Here is a 21188-nt window from a genome sequence, read left to right on the forward strand (position 1 = left end):
CATGCCCGCGTGGCCTCAAACGATCCATTCGACCCCTTCGACGATGATGCCGATGATCCCGACGACCGTCCGGGTGGACCGGTCGAACCCGGCGGGACGGGCGATCCGGGCCCCATCGGTGGGATGGGGTCGATTCCCGGCATGGGCCCCATGGGTGGGATGGGGTCGATTCCGGGCATGGGAGGTATGGGTGGGATGGAGGGCATGGAGGGCATGGACCTCAACGCCATGTTGAACAGCCTGCTCTCCAGCCTGGGTTCGGTCGGAGGGGACGGTGAGCCCGACACCGCTCATCTGGCCAAGCTCGCCGCATCGATCGCCACCGAGGGTCAGCCCGAGGCCAACATCGACCCGGCCGAGCGCATCCGCATCGAAACGCTGGCCCGAGTGGCCGAGCTGCACGTGACCGAGATCACCGGCCTGTCCCTCGCCGGAGTCGAGGTGAGCGCGGTCAACCGCAGCCAATGGGCCGAGACGACGCTGAAGGCCCACGGTCCGCTACTTCGGCGTTTGTCCAATGCGCTGAGCACCCTGGCACAGGGCCAACTCGACCAGGCGGCAGCCGAGGGACCACCCAGCGCCGAGGACCTCCCCGACGGCGTGGATCCGGCCATGTTCGGCGCCTTCATGGCGATGGGCCCGATCATGGGGTCGATGCTGTACACGATGATGGCGTCGGGCACGGTCGGTCAGCTGGCGATCCGCAGCTTCGGCTCCTACGACCTGCCACTGCCCCGACACACCGACGAGGTCAACCTGATCGCGTCCAACCTGGACAGCTTCGCCACCGAGTGGGAGTTGGAGCGCGACGACCTGGTGTTGTGGATCACCACCCAGGAACTGGCCCTGCATGCGGCGTTGAGTCGGGCCGCTTTCGGACCGCAGCTCGAAGCCCTGCTCGGGGCCTACGTCGACGCCTCACCGACCGACCTGTCCACCGACGCCATCAGGTCCATGCTCGGCCAGGACGACTCCGATCCGCTGGGGAGCGACTTCGACCCGAACCAGTTCGACCCCAACAACCTGGCGATCAGCCCGGAACGCCTGCTCGGTTCGCTGCGTTCACCCGAGCAGGAGGCACTGCGGCCGCGGATCGATGCCGCAGTCGCCGCCCTCGAAGGCTGGTCGGGCTGGGTCACCGACACCGTCGCCGAACGGCTCATGCCCGGCTCCAGCCGCGTGGCCGAGGCCCTTCGCCGGCGACGGGTCAGCGTCGATCCGGCCAGCCGCTTCGTCGAGCGCCTTTTCGGCCTCGAGCTCACCCAGGACGTCATGGATCGGGGCCGTGTGTTCGTGCGGGGCGTGCTCGAACGGGCCGACGCCGACGTGCTGACCCGTCTGGTGACCGACCCCGAAGCGATTCCCACCCCGAACGAGCTCGAGGCACCCGGCCTGTGGTTGGCGCGGCTCGGAGTGGAGCCGGATGGCGGTCCGGAGCCAGACTCGGACTCCTTGGATGTTCCGGACTTTCCGGACCTCTGAGGGACCAACACGTCTCTGATCGGGCGACGCGGTTTTCCCGCCGACCGGACGAGCCATCCGACGACCCGACGGGAGCGCACATGAGCGCCGATTTCACCCCAAATTACAGCGACATTCTGGCCGGCAACGCCGAGTACGCCGCCAACTTCCACGAGCCCGAGCTTGGGGTGGAGCCCACCCGCCGGGTCGTGGTGATTGCGTGCATGGACTCCCGCATGGACATCTTTGCCCTGCTCGGGTTGGCCAACGGCGAATCCCACATCATCCGCAATGCAGGCGGTGTGATCACCGACGACGTCATCCGCTCGCTGTGCCTGTCACAGCGAAAGCTGGGGACCCGCGAGGTCATCCTGGTGCACCACACCGACTGCGGGCTGCAGACCGTGACCGAGGACGCCTTCAAGGCCGAACTGGAGGCCGAGCTCGGCATCAAGCCGTGGTGGGCCCTCGAGTCGTTCGTTGACCCCTACGCCGACGTGGCTCAGAGCATGGCCCGGCTGGCCAGCAGCCCGTTCATCCCCTACAAGGACCACGTGTCCGGGTTCGTCTACGACGTCACCACCGGACGCCTCAACGAGGTCGCTGGCTGAACAACCCGCCGAGCGGACGGGCGAACGCCGGCGGCGGGCGCAGCCTCGGATCCACCCTCGACGCTGCGATCAGGTACAGCACCATGGCGCCCACCCCGCCGACGAGCACGAAGGCCGACCCGGCCGTGATGCCCAGGCGAAGAAACACGGCGACCGCAGCGCCGAGCACCCACACCAGCTGAAACTGGCTCTCGAACCGGGCGAAGACCCGACCGCGGTCGACGTCGGGCGCCCCCGCTTGAACCAGCGCATCGAAGGCCTGTTTACCCACGCTGGCACCGGCGGCCACCCCGAATGACAGCGACACCATGCCCGCCAACCCGGGCAGCACCAGCGCGGCCAGGGCGCTGAGAACGATCACCCCCATCGAGGCGGCCAGGATCGTGCCCTCGCTCGCCCGCGCCCTCATCCGAGGGGCGGAGGCAGAGCCGGCCAGCCCTCCGACGACCGCAGCGACGACCACCGCCGCGAAGAACCAGGTGGGGTACGGCCCGTCGCTTGCCGCCGCGACGTACTCCGAGCGGGATGCCGCCGCCACCCTCCCGACCACCGTGCCCGGCGGCGGGGCATCGGGCGGGCGACGAAGACCAAACGCCAGGAGGAACGTCACGAAGCCCACCACCCAACGCAGCCAGGACATCGCCGCCGCCGAGGTTTGCACCGGCAGGTTGTTGAGCTCGGCGGCCACGTCTGGATCGGTTCGCTCGACCGGTCGCCTGGGGTCGGGAATCCGGATAGCAGCGAGCGACGCTGCCAGGAATACGATGCCGGCCAACGCCAACACAGCGCCGGGCCCCACCAACGTGGCCAGGCCTGCCGGAATGGCGGCCGCCGCCCCGGCCAGCCCGGACAGCAGTTGGAGCTTGGAGTTGGCCTCGACCAACTCGCTGTCGCTGCTGACAGCGCTGGGCACCAGCGCCGCCTTGCCTACCTGGTAGGTCTTGCCCAGCACCAACACGAGGAAGGCTTCGGGGAACAACAACAGGCCGCCGTCGACGTTGGGGATCATCGCCAGGGCCAGGCCCATTCGTCCAACCGCCGAGGCGAGGATCACCAATCGGTGGCCACCGGGCACGCGGTCCATCGCCGGGCCGATGAACGGTCCGACCAGCGCAAAGGGCGCCATGGTGAACAACAGGTACAACAGCACCCGCCCGCGGGCGTCGGTCGGGTCCACCTGGAAAAACAACGTGTTGGCCAGTGCGATGGCGACGATCGCGTCTCCGGCCGTCGACAGCGCATGGGCAACGGCCAAACGAGGGAACGGGTCGTTCCAGCGCACCACCGGGCCCTGCGGGCCGGGCACGGGGAGCGGCCCATCCCACGTGTGGGGCCGGCCGCCGGCACTCGGGTCCACTACATCACGTTGAGGGCGGCCCGCTTGTTGGCCTCCTCCTCCAACACGACGTGGGTGTCGACCTCACCGGGACCGGAACCGGGCGGGTTGACCCGCTGCCAGGTTCGGTCGGTGAGGGTCCACGCCAGCGTGTCGTCGGCCAGCTGAATCGCCAGGATGTCGGCGATGCGGGCGCTCAGGTCCTCATCGAGCACCGGCGTGACCGCCTCCACCCTGCGGTCCAGGTTGCGGGGCATGAGGTCGGCCGAACCGAAGTAGGTGGCGCTGCGGCCGTGCCCGTCGCCGTTGGCGAAGTGGTAGACGCGCGAGTGCTCCAGGTATCGCCCGACGATCGAGCGAACCTCGATGTTCTCCGAAAGGCCCTCGACCCCGGCGCGCAGACAACAGATCCCCCGGACGATCAACTGGACGCGAACCCCGGCCTGGGAGGCGGCGTAGAGCTGATCGATCATGTCGCCGTCGACCAGGCTGTTCATCTTCATCACGATGTGGCCGGTGCCCTCCGGTGCTTCGATCTCCCCCCGAATGCGAGCGCTCAGCGCGCTACGCAGGTGATGGGGGGCGACCAGCAGCCGGTGGTACTGCACGTCCCGTGCGTACCCGGTGAGGTAGTTGAACAACGACGAGGCGTCGGCTCCGATCACTTCGTCAGCGGTCAGCAGACCAAAGTCCTCGTAGATGCGGGCGGTCTTCGAGTTGTAGTTGCCGGTGCCCACATGGCAGTAACGACGCACCCGATCGCCTTCCTGGCGGACGACGAGGGCCACCTTGGTGTGGGTCTTCAGGCCGACCATGCCGTAGACGACGTGGACGCCGACCTTCTCCAGGCGCTTGGCCCACACGATGTTGTTCTCCTCATCGAAGCGGGCCTTCAGCTCGACGAGGGCCGCCACTGCCTTGCCCTGCTCGGCGGCGCGGATCAGCGCCTCGATGATCTGGGAATCACCGGACGTGCGGTACAGGGTCAGCTTGATCGCCTGAACGTCGGGGTCGCGTGCCGCCTGCCGGATGAACTCCTCGACGCTGCTCGAAAAGCTGTCGTAAGGGTGGTGCACGAGCACGTCACCCTTGCGAAGGGTGGCGAAGAAGTCGGCAGGTACCGTCTCCGGCCCCGACGCCAGGCGCGGCTGGGTGATCCCGTTGAACTCGGGATAGGTGGCATCGGGCAGGTCGAGGGCGCGGATGGTGAACAGCCCGGTCAGGTCGAGGGGCACCCGACGCCGGAACACATTTTCGGGCCCCAGGTCCAACTCCTCGATGAGAAACTCGACCATCTCCTCAGAGGCGTGGTCATCAACCTCGAGACGCACCGCACCGCCAAAGCGCCGCCGGCGCACTTCGGACTGCACGGCCGCCAGCAGGTCATCGGCCTCGTCCTCTTCCAACATGAGGTCGGTATTTCTTGTCACCCGGAAGATGGTGGAGTCGACCACCGACATGCCGGGAAACAGCCGATCCAGATGGGCGGCGATCACCTGCTCAAGCGGGACAAACCGGTCGCCTTCGGGCAGCGCCAGGAACCGGTCGAGTAGGCGGGGCACCTTGAGACGGGCGAAGCGCACCTCTTCGGTCAGCGGATCCCTCAGGCGCACGCCCAGGTTGAGCGAGAGGTTGGAGATGTAGGGAAACGGATGGGAGGGATCGACCGCCAGGGGGGTGAGCACCGGGAAGATGCGCTCGTTGAAGACGTCCCGAAGCCAGTCCTGGTCGCTGGGGGGCAGCTCCCGCCACTTGATGAAGTGGATGCCGCGGTCGGCCAGCGCGGGCACCAGGCCCGAGAGGAACACCTCGTCTGCCCTGTCGGCCGACTCCGAGGCGCGCTTGTAGATCTCACGCAGCTGTTGGGCCGGCGTGCGGCCGTCGTCGGACCGGCTGGTGACACCCGATTCCACCTGCTCCATCAGGCCCGCCACACGAACCTGGAAAAACTCGTCGCCGTTGGACGTGAAGATAGCGAGAAACTTGGCCTGCTCCAGCAGCGGCGTGTCGGGGTCCTCGGCCAGGGCGAGGACGCGCGAGTTGAAGTCCAGCCACGACAGCTCACGATTACTGAAGCGGGCTGGGCCCAATTCGCTGGCCGCCCCCAATGACTCCCCACTCATGGCATCGCCTCCCCCTTCGGCGCTCAGCGGTCGTCGCCCTCGTCGTAGCCGAGGTCCCACGTGAGTCGGATGTGTTCGCGTTCGGCGTCCTTGTTGACCCGTTCCCGGTTGCGACGAAACTGTGGGTCGTGGGCGGGCAGCAGCATCAGACGTGCGTTGACGCGAGCGGCGAACGCGTCGGCGACGGAGCGGTCGCCAGAGACCGTACGGATGTCCCAGTGGGGTGCCACCGGGCCCCCGTAGACGATCGTCACGTCGGCCCGGGGCGGAGAGTCGGGGTCGTAGAGTGGCTCTTCGTAGGCGATGGCTGGCTCCAGAGATCGAGATCGGCCTGCGTCGCAGGCTGCGTCGACGCCATGATAGGTGCTTCTCGGCTCACGCCGTACTCTCGCACCACGTCGCCCAAGCGACGCTTTCAGCCGCTGTTCAGCCGCCCACCCGTCCGACGGTGGCATCGATGCTCTGGCGGGCGCCCGATCGCAGGAAGACGACGGACAGCTCGGTACCGGGCTTCGATGCCGCCACCAGGTCGCCGACCTGTTGGGACGAGGTCACGGTTCGACCGTCGATCTCGACGATGACGTCGCCCTTCTGCAGTCCTCCGTCCGCAGCGCCGGAGTCGGGCACGACGCTGGCGACGAAGGCGCCGGCGTCAACCTGGACGTCGAAGTTGGTCTTCACGTCGGCGGGCAGGGCCTCGACGTCCTGGGTGCGGACGCCCAGGAATGGGCTGTCCGCCGTCACCGGGCTGTCGCCGGATTCGATGTCCTCGACGAAGGGCATCACCGAGTCGATCTCCAGGGCGAAGCTGATGTTCTGGCTGTTGGCTGCGAATGCGGTGTTGATGCCGACCAGACGGCCCGAAACGTCGACCAACGGTCCACCGGAGTTCCCGGGGTTGATCGCGGCGTCGGTCTGGATCAGGTCGACGAGCTGACCGCTTGGGCCCGGGATGCTGCGGCCGGTGGCCGACACGATGCCGGAGGTGACGCTGGGATCCTCCCCGAGGCCGAGGGCGTTGCCGATCGCCACAACCTGGTCGCCCACCTTGAGGTCGGAGGAGCGCCCCAGCTCGACGGGAACGACCGGCTTCTCAAGGTCCTGCAGCTGGATCACCGCAACATCGCGCTCGGGGAAACTCCCGACCAGCTTGGCCGGGCGGGTGCGCCCGTCGAACAGGTCGACGCTGATCGACTGCGCACCCGAGACGACGTGGGCGTTGGTGAGCACCAGGCCCTCATCCGACAGCACGACACCCGAACCTGCGCTGGCAAACATCCCGTCGCCGGTCTGCTCACCGGTGTTGACCGCCACGACGCTGGGGCGAACCAGCTCGAGCAGGGTTCCGATGTCGAGGGCCTCGCGCCGCAGCTCGTCGCTCGGCCGGATCTCGGTGATCTCCCGGCGCGGCGCCAACACCAGCAACGCACCGACAACCATCGAGGTCACCAATGCGCCGACGACCCCACCGATCACGGCGCTTCGCCAGTGACCGGCGCCGCCGCCCCGCCGGTCGGAGCCCTGCGGTTCGCCACCCGAGGGAGCGGCGGGCGAGCCGCCCAACGGAGCCCCGACAAAGATGGGGGGCGACTTGGCCTCGGCCTCGGTTGCTCCGGGTCGAGGAGGCGTTCCGGCGGGCGAGAAATGGGGAAGGGGGGACCCGTCGCGCCCTGCCTCGTTGCCCGAAGACGTCAGGCCGCCAGCCCCGGGGTGAACACTCTCGGATTCCATGAGACCCCCAGCATGCAGGCTGCGGCCCGTCCCTACCAACCGCCCCCACCCGATCGGAGTGGCCCCGCTCGGCCTGTCTGTGCCCGCTCTCAGACCAAGTGCGCTCTCAGCGGCGACGTTTGGGAACAAAACCCTGGGCTGCTAGTTGTAGGAGGCATGAAGTCCATGATGGATAGCGAATGGATGGACGAAGGCAACTGCGTCGAGCAACCGCCCGGCCTGTTCTTCCCCAGCGATGGTGTCGGTGTCGAAGTCGCCAAAAAGGTGTGCGTCGACTGCCCGGTTCGAGAGGTGTGCTTGGAGTACGCCTTGGTCAACCGGGTCGACCACGGAGTTTGGGGTGGCACGTCCGAGCGTGAGCGCCGCCGCATACTCAAGCGCCGTTCCGTGACCAGCCCGGTTTCGGTCGGCTGAGCGCCTGACCCCTCATCCACGCACCAAACCCCCACCCCTGACCACCCCCCAATGTTGGCCGTCGGCAGCGTGAGACCTCCGCTGCCGACAGGGCCGCGCCCATCCGAGCGCTTCGCAACTGCTCACCGTCCCAAGCTGCACAGCTCGGGGCGTCGTGAAGTTCAGTCGACCGTCGGCTCGTCCCGCTTTGCGGCAGGAGGGGTTGGTGCCTGGGTGGGCTGAGCCGGATCCGGCGGGGGCGTTGAAGCCTTGCCCTCCTCCAAGCCGGCCTTGAACTCGTTCTGTGCGCGGCCCAGGTTGCGAGCCAACTTGGGGATCTGAGAGCCGCCGATGACCACCAGCGCAATCAAAATCACGAATATCCATTCATTACCCATGCGACCATGGTACCCATGAATCAGCGCCGAGCGGCATCGGAGCCTCCCGCCGGGGTGCCTCCAGAGACGGAAACACAAGCCCTCCGGGCCCGTCTTCTGGGACGACGCCGAGCGTTGTCCGAGGCGGCGGTCAGCGTCGCCTCGTCAAGCATCTTGGGCCGCCTGGCCGACGACCTGCGGGTGCGGCGAGCGGCCCAAGCCGGACCGATCGGCCTGTACTGGCCGGTCCGAGGCGAGCCCGACGTGCGCCCGCCTCAGGTGGTCGGTCCCCACCCCGGGGGTGGCCCCACGTTGATGGACGGGCCGAACGGCCTGACCCTGCCTGGCCATCCGGCGGCCCGCCCCCGGATGCTGGGCTGGAATCCCGGTGCCCCCCTGGCGACAGCTTGGGGAACGCTGCGCTACCCCGTCGCAGACGCAACCGAGGTGGAGCCGAGCGACCACGGGCTGATCCTCGTGCCCGGCGTGGCCTTCGATCCCGCCGGCAACCGCTTGGGCAGCGGGGGTGGTTGGTACGACCGCCTACTCGCCGGTTTGGGTGGGACGGCCGGCGACCGCCCCAACGCCAGCACCCCGCTTCTGGTCGGGGTCGCTCACCAGTTCCAACTGGTCGAGCATCTCGAAGTGCAGCGCTGGGACGTGCCGATGCACCTGATCGTCACACCGTCCGAGCTGGTCGCCACCCCCGGCTCAACGAGCTAGGCGGTTTGGGAATCGTCCCGCTTGGCCGCGCGTTCCAGTGCACGCTGGCGTCGGATGCGACGCCGTTCGCGCTCGCTCAACCCACCCCAGATTCCGAACTTCTCCCCGTTCTGCAGGGCAAACTCCAGGCAGTCCTCCCGCACCACGCAGCCTTTGCACACCGCCTTGGCCTCCTTGGTGGAGGCCCCCCGTTCCGGAAAGAACAAATCAGGGTCTACACCGAGACAGTTGGCTTCCAGCTGCCAGCTGGCCTCCTCAGTCTCGTCGGTCGCGTCGTCATCCATTGGTTCGGGGCCTCCAGCCTGCCTCTCCCCCCAGCGGTGGGGCACCGGCTCCGATGCGACCGACGATGCCTCCCTGAGGCTCCGTCATCGCTCGGCGCCTTCGCACCAACCTCCAGCGAGACACGCTTGTAATTACAGCAGTGTGATTTATTCTGACCGCTGCGGGCCCCTCTTTGCAACGCCGAGTTGATTCTTCGGCTGAAAATCTGCACATCCGTCGACCGAAACGTCCGAGTCGAAAGACCCGGGTCGAGGACGCGGATCGGGACCGGAAGCTTCGCCTCAGCGCTGGCGGAGCAGCTTGCGGCGCTGTTCGACGAAGTCGACGAGTACGAACTCGCCAAGGTTCTGGGGGTCGGCGAAGAACGCCCGACCGCCGTTGATCTGGGTGAGCCGCTCGACGAAGCGCGCCAGGCCCCCATCGGGTTCGAGCATGAAGGTGTTGATGCGGATGCCCGCACGGGTGCACCGGCCAACCTCGGTCAATGTGGCGTCGATCGTCGCCTGGCTGGGGGGATATTGAAACTGGGGCTCGCCGGAGGGCCCGATGTGAGCGGTTGGTTCGCCGTCGGTCACCATCAGGATCTGTTTGGTGCCCTGCTCATGGGCCAGCAGCTCGCGGGCCAGCTGGAAGCCGTGGGCCATGTTGGTGCCGTAGACGTAGTCCCAGCTGGCCTCGGGCAATTGGTCCGCTCGCAGCACCCGGGCGACCTCGGAGAACCCGACGATGCCCAAGTAGTCGCGGGGAAACTGCATGGTGATCAGCCCGTGCAGCGCCATCGCCACCCGCTTGGCCGGCAGGAAGTAGTCCCGCATCGGCATCGACAACGACAGGTCGAGCATCAAGACGGTGGCGGCCCGCACCTGGTGCTCGGTTTCGGCGATCTCGAAATCGTCGGGAGACAGCGATACCCGACCGGTCGGTCGCCGGCCCTCGGCGGCCTCCCTCAGCACGGCATTGCGGACCGTGGCGTGCAGGTCCACCCGAAACGGGTCGCCCCACTCCCACGGGCGGGTGACGTAGGCCGGCTCGTGGCCAACCCCGATATCTGGATGATCGTGGGTGCCGAGCTGATCGTTGCGCAGCTGACGGAACACCTGGGCCAGGGCATTCTGGCCCAGCCGCCGCAGACCGGCCGGGGTCAGCTCGAGGCGGCCTTCCTTGGTGTCGATCAGGCCCGCCTCCTGCAGCTGGCGGGTCAGCTCGGCCAGCCGCTCGACCTGCTCCGCGGCCTCGGGGCCCATCAGCTCGGACAGCCGGTCGAGATCGACCTCGCCAAGCGCTCCCGGCGTGGCCGCGGAGCGCAGCAAGCCCTGCAACGAGTCGAGGTCGCCCAGCTCGCTCATCAGCTCTGACGCCTGGGCCAGATCGAGCGGATCGAACCCGGAGGTGTCGTAGCGGGCCGACCAGCCGGCGTCCGGGAACATCTGACGCAGGTTGTCGGCCAGGCGGGACATCTCGAAGTTGAGACCCAAGTCGGACATGATCTGCTCGGACAGCGCCGCCAGCTCAGCGCGTTGCTCGGGCGACAGCGAGTTCATCAGGGCCTGGGTGGCGGCCATGCGACGGGCCAGCGCTTCAAGCAGCTCGTCCAGGTCCTGGGGGTTTTCGGGAAACATGTCGCCGAACCGCTCCATGAAACCCTCGAAGTCGGGCTCGCGCCCCTCGGAGCGGGCCTCGAGCATCGAGTTCAGCTCGGCCATCATGTCGCGGTTGCGAGCGAGTTCCTCGGGGCTGAGGTTTGCCATCGCCCCCGACATCTGATTAAACGCCTGGTCGAGCAGCTGGCCCCGAAGCCTCTCGGTGAGCGCCTCGAAGCGCTCGGCGGCCTCGTCGGAGGTGAAGTCGTAACGATCGAGCGCCTTCATCTGCCCGGCCAGGTCCGGCGGCATCAGGTCGAGGTCAAAACGCTTGTTGGTGAAGGACTCCTGGGCCGACCGGGCCCACTCCTCGTCGCCCGAGGCCCGCGCCGCTGCCTCCTGGCAGTCCATCTCGGCCCGCTCCATGTCGGTGATCTCGGTCAGCTCCTGACCGATGCCCTCGACCGCCGAGCCGAGGTCGGAGTTGGCCAGCAGCTCCTCGCGCCGCTCCCGAAGGCGTTCGATCAGGTCGGTCAGGCCCTCCAGGCGTCGGCCGTCACGATCGGTCATGCCCTCCTGCAGCAGGCGACGAAGGGCAGCGTTGACGTCGCCGGAGTACAGCAGGTCGTCGGTCAGTTCCTCCATGACGTCGAGGGCATCGACGTCGAAGACCACCTGGGTGCCGTCCCATGGTGAGTACCGCAGCCGAGAGGTCACGAGATGCCCATCAGCGGCGGCCCGAGTAGGTGGTGGCGGCGCCCATCGCGTCCTTATTGAGCCGCTTGGACAGGTGCAGGCCTTCGAGCACCAGCTCGGCGGCGGAAGCCAACTCGGCCGCCGTCGCGGCGTCGCCCGCCACCGATGAGGCCACCTTGGTGAGCTCCGGGGCCCCGGAGAGCAGCTCGGTGAACTCGACCAAGGTCACGTCGTCGCCAACCTCGACGGCGCCGTGCTGTTCGATTTCGTCGACAACCCGTCCTAGATCCCCGGGGCTGACCAGCTCGCGGAACACGGCCAGCACGGCGTGGTTCATAAGCTGGCCCACGATCTGGCCCTCTCGGCCCTCCTCCAGGCTCTCGATCTCGAGCTTGCCCATCGTCGAGGCGGGCAGGGATTCGAGATCGCACACCCTGGGAGCGGCCTCGCTCTCGCCAAGGCGCAGGGCGCGTCGCACCGCGTTGGCGGTCATCGTCTCGGCGTTGGTCACGCTGAGGCGCACCGACACGCCGGATCGCTGCGAGATCTGTGAGCTCTGCCGGGCCAGATGGGAGAATGTGGCCACCACATCGGCCATCGGTCGCGGCATCCCGATCGACACGCCCTCGACCTGAGGCACGGTGACTTCCTGGTCGAGAATCTCCACCTCGGTGGCCACCTCGAGTGGGTAGTGGGTGCGGATCTGGGCACCGAAGCGGTCCTTGAGCGGGGTGATCAGCCGACCGCGGTTGGTGTAGTCCTCCGGGTTGGCCGAGGCGACCAACATGACGTCGACCGGCAGCCGGATCCGGTAGCCACGGATTTGTACGTCTCGCTCCTCGAGGATGTTCAACAGGCCCACCTGGATGCGTTCGGACAGATCCGGCAGCTCGTTCATGGCGAAGATGCCGCGGTTGGCGCGAGGCACCAAGCCGAAGTGAATGGTGCCCTCATCGTCGAGGTGCCGGCCTTCGGCCACCTTGATCGGGTCGACCTCCCCGATCAGGTCCGCAATCGAGGTGTCGGGCGTCGCCAGCTTCTCGGCGTACCGCTGCGAGCGGTGCAACCACTCCAGCGGGGTGTCGTCGCCCCCCTCGGCCACGGCGGCGATCGCACCGGGGCTGATCGGGGCGGTCGGGTCGTCGGCAAGTTCGGAGCCCGCCACGGCGGGGAGCCATTCGTCGAGCAGCTCGACGAGTGCCCGGATGATGCGGGTCTTGGCCTGACCGCGCTCCCCGAGCAGGATCAGATCATGACCGGCCAGCAGCGCGTTGGTGAGCTGCGGCAGCACCGTGTCGTCGTAGCCGATCACGCCGGGCACCAACGTCTCGCCCGAACGAAGCTTGGCGATGGCATTGGCCCGCAGTTCATCGACCACGCTGCGAGACGTCCAGCCAGAGGCCAACAGCTCACCCAGCGTGGCCGGCAGGGTGTCAGGAGGTGTTGGAACCCGGTGATCTGCGTCGGCCGATGCGGCCGTGGTCTCGGAGGGGGAATCGTGTGCGGTCACCCGGGCAAGGTATCCCGCGATGGGCCGAGGACGAGCCCGCGTCCGGACGAAGACGGAGAAAAGGGTCGGCCTTGGCCGGACCGACCGGCAGAGAGCGATCAAGCCGCCATGCCGATGAGTGCAATTTCGCCTAAAATCTGTTAGCAATCTCAGAACGAAATCACAGCACACCGAGCGGAACCTCACGGAGAGTGATCGTGGCTACACATTCAGCGTCTAATTCGATGAAGCGACGGACCACCGGCAGGACCCGTCTCCTCATCGCCATGCTGGTCATGGCGACGCTGGGCGCCTCGTGCGGTTGCAACACCACCCCCGTGCCCACCGGCCAGACGCTGCGCAGCGGCTCGAGAGGCGCTGCGGTCAAGTCGATGCAATCCCGACTTGGCCAACTCGGCTTTTTTGTGTCGGCCGACGGCTCCTACGGGTCCAACACCTACCACGCCGTCATGGCGTTCCAGAAGTTCTACGGTCTGGGGCGAGACGGGGTCGCCGGACCCCAAACCCTGCGCCACATCAACCTGGTCGGTCGTCCCAACGCCCGCAGCCGCTCGGGCCGGGTGATCGAGGTCGACCTGGCCCGCCAGGTCGTGCTGCTGGTCGACGGTGGCTACGTCCATTCCGTGTTCAATGCGTCGACCGGCGATGCCAGCCACCGCACGCCCCGTGGCAAATACCGCATTTTCCGTCAAATCAACGGCCTACGAGTCTCACCGCTCGGCAAGCTGTGGCGTCCGAAGTATTTCAACGGTGGCATCGCCCTCCACGGCTCGCCGTCGGTTCCCGCCTACGCCGCCAGCCACGGATGCGTACGGCTGACCAACCCGGAGATCGACTTCCTCTGGGGGACAGCTTGGGGCCGCATCGGCACAACGGTGTGGGTCTACTGACGACACTGAGGCGGTGTATCTGCGCTGCGTCGAACTCGACGCCGACGACCTGAGCGTTGCCACGACCGCGCAGGCCCAGACCGTGGCCCGGCGGGCGGTCGACCTCGGCGCCAACGCGGTGCGCGCCCCCTCGGGCGCCATTCCGACGATCGTCAGGAATGCGGCCACCTCGGCAGGGCTGCGGGTAATGGACGAGGAGCACCGGTACCGCCGACGGTCGTTCCTGGAACGGTTGGCAGGCACCGGGGTCTCCTCTTGGCCCGATCTGGCACCTGGAGCTGCGGCGGCGCTGCTGGCCCGGCGCCACCGACGGTGGCCCACGACGCTGGCATGGGTGCGGTCGACCAGCGCCGACGACACAGCAGCGCCGACGACCGGGGCGACCAACCGAGTTCCACCCCAGGAGCCCGTGCCGTCCAACGTGATCGCGACCGTACGGCGGATGGCGGGACGGCCCGGGCGTGGGTTCAGCGCGCCCTGGCCCGAGCAGCCCAGCGATCCGGCCTGGGCACCGGTCACCGTCCTCCCCGAGCCCCCGCCACCGCACCTGCGCCCCGGCCGCGGGTTTGCCGTCAACCTGTGGTTGTGCCGGGACTGGATGGACGGCGACACGGGCGCGGACGCCGACACAGCACGGGTGGTCGCCACGGTGCGGTGGGCAGAACGTGTCCACTCGTGGACATTCTCCGGGCCCGTCCCCACGGCCGGGTCGGCCACGATCGCCACCCTGCCCCTCGTTCGGCCGCTGGAAGGGTCGTTGTCGCTCGAGCTGACCCTGATCGCCGGGGCCGAGGACAACTCGCGACCTCCGACGGCGTGGCGCTACGTGCTGACCGACGACGCAGCGGGTGTGGCCTTCTGGTCGCTCTCGATCCCCGACGAGTAGGTTGGCCACCGACGTCTGGCTCCGCCACCGTCTTGCTCGTTCACACATTCGAGTCGGCTTGACCGACGCAACCGGAGGCCCAATCCATGGCGCAGGTGGTCCAAGGTCGACCAGGAGCCCAGGAACCCGAGTCGCAGCGCCCCACGCGCCGCAACCTTCCCTGGCCCATTCGCTTCCTCGACACGACGGTCGGCATGAAGTGGGCGATGGCCCTGTCCGGCGTCATGTTGATCGGCTTCATCGTCTTTCACATGATCGGCAACTGGAAGATGTTCCTCGGGGCCGAGGCGATCAACCATTACGGCGAGTTCCTGAGGGAACTGTTGTATCCGATCCTCCCAAGGACCGTGTTTCTGTGGATCATGCGCCTCGGGCTGATCGGCGCCTTCCTCGTCCACATCCTGGCTGCCTATCGCCTGGTCGTGATCAACAAGCGGGCCCGCCCGGTCCACTACGAGTCCAAGCGCCAGTTCGTAGCGGTCAACTACGCCAACCGCACCATGGCCGTCTCCGGCACCATCGTGTTGTTCTACCTCCTGTTCCACCTGGCCGACCTCACCTGGGGCGTCGGCGGCGCCGCCGGAAACGGCTGGCAACGGGGCATGCCGTACGAAAACTTCGTTGCGTCGATGAGCCGCCCGCCGGTGGCGATCTTCTACATCGTCGCCAACCTGCTGCTGGCCGTGCACCTCTACCACGGTGCCTGGTCGATGTTTCAGAGCCTCGGCCTCAACAGCCCCAAGTACAACGTCGCCCGGCGCTATTTCGCCATCGGCCTGGCCGTGCTGATCGGCGTGGGCAACACCATCATGCCGCTGGCCGCCATGACCGGCATCGTCTCGTAGGGAGAGCCACATGACCATCTCGCTCGACGCGAAAATCCCCGAAGGCCCGCTGGCCGACAAGTGGGACAACCACCTCTTCAACATGAAGCTGGTGAACCCCAGCAACCGCCGCAAGTTCAAGGTGATCGTGGTGGGCACCGGGCTAGCCGGCGGCGCCTGCGCCGCAACGCTGGGCGCACTCGGCTACGACGTGCAGGTCTTCACCTTCCACGACAGCCCCCGCCGTGCGCACTCGATCGCAGCACAGGGCGGCATCAACGCCTCCAAGAACTACCAGGCCGACGGCGACTCGGTGTACCGGCTGTATTACGACACGATCAAGGGCGGCGACTTCCGTAGCCGCGAGGCCAACACCTACCGGCTGGCCCAGGTGTCGTCGAACATCATCGACCAGTGCGTCGCCCAGGGAGTGCCCTTCGCCCGCGAGTACGGCGGCCTGCTGGCCAACCGCTCTTTCGGCGGCGCACAGGTGAGCCGCACCTTTTACGCCCGCGGTCAGACCGGTCAGCAACTGCTACTCGGCGCCTATCAGGCCCTGGCCCATCAGATCGAGGCGGGCACGTGCACCCTGCACAACCGCACCGAGATGCTCGATCTCGTCCTCGACGACGAGGGCACTGCGGCGGGCATCATCGCCCGGGACCTGATCTCCGGTGAGCTGACCCGGCACTCGGCCCATGCGGTCGTGCTGGCCACCGGCGGCTACTCCAACACGTACTTCCTCTCGACCAACGCCATGAACTCCAACGCAACGGCGGCCTGGCGTGCCCACAAGCGGGGCGCAGCGTTCGCCAACCCCTGCTACACCCAGATCCACCCCACCTGCATCCCGCCGTCGGATGAGTTCCAGTCCAAGCTCACCCTCATGTCGGAGTCGCTGCGCAACGACGGCCGCATCTGGGTGCCGGAGTCGGTCGACGACGTCGACACGCCCCCGGCGCAGATCCCGGAGGAGCGGCGCGACTACTACCTCGAGCGCAAGTACCCGGCGTTCGGCAACCTGGTGCCCCGGGACATCGCCTCTCGCAACGCCAAGACGGCTGTCGACAGTGGCCGCGGCGTCGGCCCGCTGCACAACGGCGTGTACCTCGACTTCGCCAGCGCCATCGAGCGCCTGGGCAAGGACCTCATCGCCGAGCGCTACGGCAACCTCTTTGAGATGTACGAGCGCATCACCGGCGAGAACCCCTACGAGGTTCCGATGCGCATCTACCCCGCCACCCACTACACGATGGGTGGCCTGTGGGTGGACTACAACCTGGAGACCACCATCCCCGGGCTGTTTGCGCTGGGCGAGGCCAACTTCTCCGACCACGGCGCCAATCGGCTGGGGGCCTCCGCCCTCATGCAGGGCCTGTCCGACGGCTACTTCGTCGCCCCGCCCACGGTGGCCAACTACCTGGCCCCCAAGCTGGGCAGCGACCCGCTGTCCACCGACGACCCCGCGTTCGACCGGGCCGAGGCCGAGTTGCAGGGCCGCATCGATCACCTGATGTCGACCAACGGCACCAAGTCTGTCGATCACTATCACCGCGAGCTGGGCAAGCTGGTCTGGGACTACATCGGCATGAGCCGCAACGAGGCCGGCCTGGAGAAGGCGCTGGCCGAGATCCCCGCACTGCGCGAGGAGTTCTGGAACAACGTGAAGATCCTCGGCACCGCCGAGGGGGTCAACCAGAGCCTGGAGAAGGCATTGCGGGTGATCGACTTCATGGAGTTGGCGGAACTGCAGGCCAAGGACGCACTCGATCGCGTTGAAAGCTGCGGCGGCCACTTCCGGGAGGAATCCCAGACGCCCGAGGGCGAGGCGCTCCGCGACGACGTCAACTTCCAATACGTCTCTGCCTGGGAGTACGGCGGCCCGAACATCGCCCAGGACACCGTGCTGAACAAGGAACCGCTCGTCTTCGAAGACGTGACGCCCTCCCAGCGCTCCTACAAGTAGATGCTTACCGACGACCGGTCACTGAGCACCGAGAACGGACCCCGACGATGACCGAAATGCTCAACCTCACCCTCAAGGTATGGCGCCAAGCAGGCCCCGAGAGCACCGGCGAGTTTGCGACGTACACCACCAAGGTGGCCGACGACGCCTCGTTCCTCGAGATGCTCGACTACGTCAACGAGGACCTGATCGACCACGATCAGGAACCCATCGTGTTCGACCACGACTGCCGCGAGGGCATCTGCGGCACGTGCGGCGTCATGATCAATGGTCAGGCGCACGGCCCGCAGAAGGCGACCGCCACCTGCCAGCTGCACATGCGCCAGTTCACCGACGGTGACGAGATCATCATCGAGCCGTTCCGCTCGGCGGCCTTCCCCGTCATCAAAGACCTGATGGTCAACCGGGCGACGTTCGACCGGATCGTCGAGGCCGGCGGCTACATCGACGTCACCACCGGCGGCACGCCTGACGCCAACCTGATCCCCATCGCCAAGGATGCGGCCGAGGCGGCCATGGACGCCGCCGCATGCATCGGCTGTGGCGCCTGCGTCGCCGCCTGCCCCAACTCGGCCGCCAGCCTGTTCACGTCGGCCAAGATGCAGCACCTCAACCTGCTGCCCCAGGGCCAGGCAGAACGCTGGGACCGCTCGATCGCCATGGTCGAGAAGATGGACGAGTACTTCGGCTCGTGCCGCAACTACGGCGAGTGCGGCGAGGCGTGCCCCAAGGAGATCTCGATCGACTTCATCGCCATGATGAACCGTGACTACGTCAAGGCGCAGTGGACCAACCGCCGCCGCCTCGGCGAGCGCAAGGTCGGTTAGAGCGCCAAGCTCATTATCGCTCCGGGGGGGCTCAGCCCTCGGTGGTCGTTGACTTCTCGCCGCCCTCGGTGGTGGAGGTTGCCTCATCGTCCTTGGCGGTCGTGGTCGAGGACCCCGAGGTGTCCGACTCATCCTCACCGGAATCGCTGCCCATCGTGCCGGAGAGGTCCTCCTCAGTGAGCTCGAAGGTGACCTCGCCGCTCGCTTCTGCCCCGTCGGTTCCCCATTCACCGACGACCTTCAGCGTCCACTCTCCGGCCTCGGGTTGCTCGATCACCGCGCTGAACATGAGCCCTTTCGATGATTCACCCGCCGGCTCACAGTCACCAACCCCGTAGGCAGCGGTCGTGTCGCCGTCCGGACTGACAAAGCTCACTGCGTCGCGCACACAGGTTTGGCTGTCGGTGTTGTTGGTTGCCGACGCTTCGAGCATGACGGCAACTTCATCCTTGCCCACCTGGTAGCCATCGGAGTCGCTCCACTGGGCTTCGAGGGAGACGAACGTGATGTCCACGTCGTCGACGCTCAGTTCGGCGTCGCTCGGCTCGAGCTCCACCGGAGTCCGGCTGACCTGATCGCTCCCGTCCAGCGGAAGCTCCACACGAGCCTCCCCGCTGTCGCCCACGAGCAGCGTCCACCCCTCAAGGTCGTCGAAGCCGTCGCTGGAGCTGAAGACAAAGGTCGCCTTGCCCGATGAGCCTCCGGGAATCGAATCGCTGTCGGCCGATCCGCTCACGCCCGTGCCTGCATCGTCCTCGATCGACACCGGCGGGCTGAACACCTGAGAACCCGACTCGCGCAGGTTCTTCACGTCGACGCTGATCGACAACTCCGCATCGACACCCTCCTCGACAACGACCTCCGATTCGGAGAGCTCGAAGCTAAAGCCGCCGTAATAGCCCGTGCCCGAGACCTCGTCGGTCGCTCCCGACACCGCAGTCGTCGTGGTGTCCGCCGACTCGTTGGAGGCCCCAGTCGTGTCGGTGGTCAGCGTCGTCGGCGTCGTCGGTGTCGACTCCGACTTTGCGTCGGTGTCGTTGCCGCACGCCCCGGCACCCAGCATGACCACCCCGGCCATCGAAACCGCTGCCAGGATTCGTCCCCGATTCACCATGAGCTTCTCCCCTGCGACACGAGCGGGCCGTCGATCGGGTGATCGTCACCTGAGCCCCCGGGAATCGAAAGTTCCCCACTCGGATGTGAAATCACCTTAGCGGCCCGTGATCGCCCGCAGCCCCCAATCAGCGAGTCGCCGGCCGACCCGGCGCTCACCCGTCACGGCGTCTCGGCGCGGCGACGAATTACGGTTGACCTTCGCGACCCCAGCGACGAGGAGCACCGTGAACGCAACCAAACCCACTCTCCCGCTACGAACCCGTTTGGGGGTCGGCCTCGCCGTGGCAGCTCTCGCCTTGATGGCGGGATGCGGCAACGACCTCTCTCAGGCAGGGGATACGACGACCACCTCGTCGCAACCGACGCGCACCACGGAGGCGACCGGGGGTGATTCGACCACCACCACGTCATCCACCAGTTCGACCACCACTGAACCCTCCGGCGGTGTCGACGGGAGTGTGGCCTCCTCCACCAGCGCACCGACCGGCATGACCATCCCCACCGGAATCACCCTGCCCGACGGAACCGAGCTCACCCTGCCCGAAGGGGTCGACCTGACGATCCCCGATGGGCTGGGCGGGTGCGTCGACGCCGGCGCTGCGCTGACGAGGCTCAGCCTCGGGGCGCTCGGGGTGTCATCGATCGACAACATCGACCAGGATGTCACCACCCTCAAGAAAGCATTCGGACCAGCCTCGACCAAGGACATCGACATCGTTGCCCAGGTTGCCCGGGACACCGCCGAAGGTGGCCAGATCAACCCGGGTGCCGCCGCCAACAAGGCGTACACCGACGCCTTGGACAACCTCACCACACGCCTCTCGGAGGTGTGCGGCGTCGGCTGACACCCCCCGGCGCCCAGCGCTCGGGGAAGCTCAACCGGCCGGTGGCTGATTCCACTCGATCCAGCCGTAGCCCTGCCGCTCGTCGGCTGAGGTGAACCGCGCCAGCGCACGGGGAAACCTGTCCTCGCGGCCGTCAGGGTGGGTGAGGAGCACCGGGGAGAACGCCAGCGGTTCGACATCGAGTTCAAGTTCGCCCACCGCCAGCTCGGCCGACTCGGGCAGCCCTTCCCGTCCCATCTCGGTTGCCACCCGCACGCTGTCGACCTCGACCAGTTGGTCATCGGGGTCGATCACGTACCCGACCCCAAAATCGCTGTCGGGGATGAGGGCCCCGGTGGAGTGAAAGCGGGTGTTGTCCTCGAGGCGACCGGCGTTCCAGCACCAGGTGTTGGCCCACCAGTCCCGCGAGGCCCCCCAGGAGTGATCGCGCTGGCCGAAGCCATCCACCTCGAACTCCTCGGATCCGATCAGCACGCGACCATGGACCGTGCAGGGGATCTCGTAACGGGGCGTGATCGGCGGCCACATGTAGGCCTCGCCGTTGGTCTCCCAGTCGAGCTCAAACCCGAAGGCCACCCGCTCGCCCCTGGGTTCGGGGCGGTACATCTCCGCCGGATCATCCACCCGCAAACCAAACGCCTCCAGGTTGCATGTGGCGTGAACCAACGGATCCTCGACCGTGTGGTCGGCCCACAGCGCATCGGTGCGCAGCTCGAGTGACCGCGGATCGGTGGGAAGCGGCACCTCGTTGTCGACGACGGTGACCAGCTGCCGATCGGGGCCCACCGCGCACGCCCAGTACCAAACTCGGTTCAGGTTGGGGATGAAACCGATGCGCAGGTAGCCGCCCAAGCTGCCGTCCGGAGCAAAGAAGTCGTAGTAATACGACTCGTTCCACAGTTCTTCGTCGCTGTGAACGTGTCGGGCCTCGTCGGTGGCGTCGACCGCTGTCATGGTGTCCCCCTCGGACGTCGGTGCCGCACCCGCATCGGGCGCAGTCGTTTGGTG

Annotated in this window: 21 protein-coding genes; 10 read left to right on the top strand and 11 right to left on the bottom strand. The window is 67.1% G+C overall.

Annotated features, from left to right (window positions below; all coding sequences use genetic code 11):
- The first annotated feature begins 9 nt into the window (after positions 1-9).
- Both PKD89_RS04520 and PKD89_RS04525 read left to right on the top strand, forming a co-directional pair.
- A complete protein-coding gene (locus tag PKD89_RS04520) occupies positions 10-1482 on the top strand; it encodes a zinc-dependent metalloprotease (RefSeq protein ID WP_287380179.1) in 1473 nt (490 codons plus the stop codon).
- Positions 1483-1562: 80 nt separating this feature from the next.
- Complete coding sequence (locus PKD89_RS04525; RefSeq protein WP_287380177.1) at positions 1563-2072, top strand: carbonic anhydrase; 510 nt, start codon at positions 1563-1565, stop codon at positions 2070-2072.
- Here PKD89_RS04525 and PKD89_RS04530 read toward each other — a convergent pair.
- The 4 genes from PKD89_RS04530 to PKD89_RS04545 form a co-directional block, all read right to left on the bottom strand.
- Positions 2053-3429: a hypothetical protein gene (locus PKD89_RS04530; protein ID WP_287380176.1), complete on the bottom strand. Its 1377-nt coding sequence runs from the start codon at positions 3427-3429 to the stop codon at positions 2053-2055. The genes PKD89_RS04525 and PKD89_RS04530 overlap by 20 nt on opposite strands.
- On the bottom strand, positions 3429-5531 hold the full coding sequence (gene ppk1 / locus PKD89_RS04535) for a polyphosphate kinase 1 (RefSeq protein WP_287380174.1): 2103 nt from the start codon (positions 5529-5531) through the stop codon (positions 3429-3431). Before ppk1 ends, PKD89_RS04530 begins: the two co-directional genes overlap by 1 nt.
- Positions 5532-5554: 23 nt before the next feature.
- Positions 5555-5761 carry a hypothetical protein gene (locus PKD89_RS04540; RefSeq protein WP_287380172.1) on the bottom strand — a complete coding sequence of 69 codons (207 nt, stop codon included), beginning with the start codon at positions 5759-5761 and terminating at the stop codon, positions 5555-5557.
- Positions 5762-5957: 196 nt separating this feature from the next.
- Positions 5958-7262, bottom strand: coding sequence for a S1C family serine protease (locus tag PKD89_RS04545; protein WP_287380170.1), 1305 nt, complete (start codon positions 7260-7262; stop codon positions 5958-5960).
- Positions 7263-7430: 168 nt separating this feature from the next.
- On the opposite strand from PKD89_RS04545, the gene PKD89_RS04550 reads away from it, so the two are divergent.
- Positions 7431-7676 (top strand): WhiB family transcriptional regulator, encoded by a 246-nt coding sequence (locus PKD89_RS04550; protein ID WP_287390339.1) that lies wholly within the window; start codon positions 7431-7433, stop codon positions 7674-7676.
- Positions 7677-7837: 161 nt separating this feature from the next.
- On the opposite strand, the gene PKD89_RS04555 is transcribed toward PKD89_RS04550, so the two are convergent.
- Entirely contained in the window at positions 7838-8053 is a 216-nt protein-coding gene (locus tag PKD89_RS04555) for a twin-arginine translocase TatA/TatE family subunit (RefSeq protein ID WP_287380167.1), read from the bottom strand.
- Positions 8054-8068: 15 nt separating this feature from the next.
- Between PKD89_RS04555 and PKD89_RS04560 the strand changes: the two genes are divergently transcribed.
- A complete protein-coding gene (locus PKD89_RS04560) occupies positions 8069-8755 on the top strand; it encodes a 5-formyltetrahydrofolate cyclo-ligase (RefSeq protein ID WP_287390341.1) in 687 nt (228 codons plus the stop codon).
- On the opposite strand, the gene PKD89_RS04565 is transcribed toward PKD89_RS04560, so the two are convergent.
- The 3 genes from PKD89_RS04565 to PKD89_RS04575 all read right to left on the bottom strand — a co-directional run bounded on the left by PKD89_RS04565 (position 8752) and on the right by PKD89_RS04575 (position 12826).
- Positions 8752-9039, bottom strand: coding sequence for a WhiB family transcriptional regulator (locus tag PKD89_RS04565; RefSeq protein ID WP_287380163.1), 288 nt, complete (start codon positions 9037-9039; stop codon positions 8752-8754). The two genes, PKD89_RS04560 and PKD89_RS04565, sit on opposite strands and share 4 nt — an antisense overlap.
- Before the next feature lie 282 nt (positions 9040-9321).
- The gene (locus PKD89_RS04570; protein WP_287380161.1) at positions 9322-11337 is read right to left on the bottom strand and encodes a hypothetical protein; all 2016 of its coding nucleotides are present in this window, start codon (positions 11335-11337) and stop codon (positions 9322-9324) included.
- Positions 11338-11347: 10 nt separating this feature from the next.
- A complete protein-coding gene (locus PKD89_RS04575) occupies positions 11348-12826 on the bottom strand; it encodes a sigma 54-interacting transcriptional regulator (RefSeq protein ID WP_287380159.1) in 1479 nt (492 codons plus the stop codon).
- Positions 12827-13050: 224 nt separating this feature from the next.
- On the opposite strand from PKD89_RS04575, the gene PKD89_RS04580 reads away from it, so the two are divergent.
- The 5 genes from PKD89_RS04580 to PKD89_RS04600 all read left to right on the top strand — a co-directional run bounded on the left by PKD89_RS04580 (position 13051) and on the right by PKD89_RS04600 (position 18219).
- Positions 13051-13716 (top strand): L,D-transpeptidase family protein, encoded by a 666-nt coding sequence (locus tag PKD89_RS04580; protein WP_287380157.1) that lies wholly within the window; start codon positions 13051-13053, stop codon positions 13714-13716.
- Positions 13717-13729: 13 nt separating this feature from the next.
- Positions 13730-14602, top strand: a complete 873-nt coding sequence (locus PKD89_RS04585; RefSeq protein WP_287380155.1) for a hypothetical protein — start codon at positions 13730-13732, stop codon at positions 14600-14602.
- Positions 14603-14688: 86 nt separating this feature from the next.
- Positions 14689-15447: a succinate dehydrogenase cytochrome b subunit gene (locus PKD89_RS04590; protein ID WP_287380153.1), complete on the top strand. Its 759-nt coding sequence runs from the start codon at positions 14689-14691 to the stop codon at positions 15445-15447.
- 10 nt (positions 15448-15457) lie between these two features.
- Positions 15458-17392, top strand: coding sequence for a fumarate reductase/succinate dehydrogenase flavoprotein subunit (locus PKD89_RS04595; protein WP_287390344.1), 1935 nt, complete (start codon positions 15458-15460; stop codon positions 17390-17392).
- A gap of 47 nt (positions 17393-17439) precedes the next feature.
- Positions 17440-18219, top strand: coding sequence for a succinate dehydrogenase/fumarate reductase iron-sulfur subunit (locus PKD89_RS04600; RefSeq protein WP_287380149.1), 780 nt, complete (start codon positions 17440-17442; stop codon positions 18217-18219).
- A gap of 31 nt (positions 18220-18250) precedes the next feature.
- Here PKD89_RS04600 and PKD89_RS04605 read toward each other — a convergent pair whose 3' ends face one another.
- Complete coding sequence (locus PKD89_RS04605; RefSeq protein WP_287390346.1) at positions 18251-19330, bottom strand: hypothetical protein; 1080 nt, start codon at positions 19328-19330, stop codon at positions 18251-18253.
- A gap of 330 nt (positions 19331-19660) precedes the next feature.
- Positions 19661-19837 carry a hypothetical protein gene (locus PKD89_RS04610; protein ID WP_287380146.1) on the bottom strand — a complete coding sequence of 59 codons (177 nt, stop codon included), beginning with the start codon at positions 19835-19837 and terminating at the stop codon, positions 19661-19663.
- Between PKD89_RS04610 and PKD89_RS04615 the strand changes: the two genes are divergently transcribed.
- Positions 19824-20180, top strand: a complete 357-nt coding sequence (locus PKD89_RS04615) for a hypothetical protein (protein ID WP_287380145.1) — start codon at positions 19824-19826, stop codon at positions 20178-20180. The genes PKD89_RS04610 and PKD89_RS04615 overlap by 14 nt on opposite strands.
- A gap of 30 nt (positions 20181-20210) precedes the next feature.
- Here PKD89_RS04615 and PKD89_RS04620 read toward each other — a convergent pair whose 3' ends face one another.
- Positions 20211-21134 carry a hypothetical protein gene (locus PKD89_RS04620; RefSeq protein ID WP_289012314.1) on the bottom strand — a complete coding sequence of 308 codons (924 nt, stop codon included), beginning with the start codon at positions 21132-21134 and terminating at the stop codon, positions 20211-20213.
- Positions 21135-21188: the final 54 nt, after the last annotated feature.

The sequence above is a fragment of the Candidatus Neomicrothrix sp. genome (assembly GCF_035329545.1).
Taxonomy (GTDB): Bacteria; Actinomycetota; Acidimicrobiia; order Acidimicrobiales; family Microtrichaceae; genus Microthrix; species Microthrix subdominans.

Bases quoted from the DNA above. Each gene is read 5' to 3' on its own strand.
- PKD89_RS04620 (WP_289012314.1), bottom strand. From the start codon at position 21,134: ATGACAGCGGTCGACGCCACCGACGAGGCCCGACACGTTCACAGCGAC.
- PKD89_RS04555 (WP_287380167.1), bottom strand. From the start codon at position 8,053: ATGGGTAATGAATGGATATTCGTGATTTTGATTGCGCTGGTGGTCATC.
- PKD89_RS04550 (WP_287390339.1), top strand. From the start codon at position 7,431: ATGGATAGCGAATGGATGGACGAAGGCAACTGCGTCGAGCAACCGCCC.
- PKD89_RS04590 (WP_287380153.1), top strand. From the start codon at position 14,689: ATGGCGCAGGTGGTCCAAGGTCGACCAGGAGCCCAGGAACCCGAGTCG.
- ppk1 (WP_287380174.1), bottom strand. From the start codon at position 5,531: ATGAGTGGGGAGTCATTGGGGGCGGCCAGCGAATTGGGCCCAGCCCGC.
- PKD89_RS04565 (WP_287380163.1), bottom strand. From the start codon at position 9,039: ATGGATGACGACGCGACCGACGAGACTGAGGAGGCCAGCTGGCAGCTG.
- PKD89_RS04560 (WP_287390341.1), top strand. From the start codon at position 8,069: ATGAATCAGCGCCGAGCGGCATCGGAGCCTCCCGCCGGGGTGCCTCCA.
- PKD89_RS04580 (WP_287380157.1), top strand. From the start codon at position 13,051: ATGAAGCGACGGACCACCGGCAGGACCCGTCTCCTCATCGCCATGCTG.
- PKD89_RS04525 (WP_287380177.1), top strand. From the start codon at position 1,563: ATGAGCGCCGATTTCACCCCAAATTACAGCGACATTCTGGCCGGCAAC.
- PKD89_RS04545 (WP_287380170.1), bottom strand. From the start codon at position 7,262: ATGGAATCCGAGAGTGTTCACCCCGGGGCTGGCGGCCTGACGTCTTCG.
- PKD89_RS04615 (WP_287380145.1), top strand. From the start codon at position 19,824: ATGACCATCCCCACCGGAATCACCCTGCCCGACGGAACCGAGCTCACC.
- PKD89_RS04600 (WP_287380149.1), top strand. From the start codon at position 17,440: ATGACCGAAATGCTCAACCTCACCCTCAAGGTATGGCGCCAAGCAGGC.
- PKD89_RS04595 (WP_287390344.1), top strand. From the start codon at position 15,458: ATGACCATCTCGCTCGACGCGAAAATCCCCGAAGGCCCGCTGGCCGAC.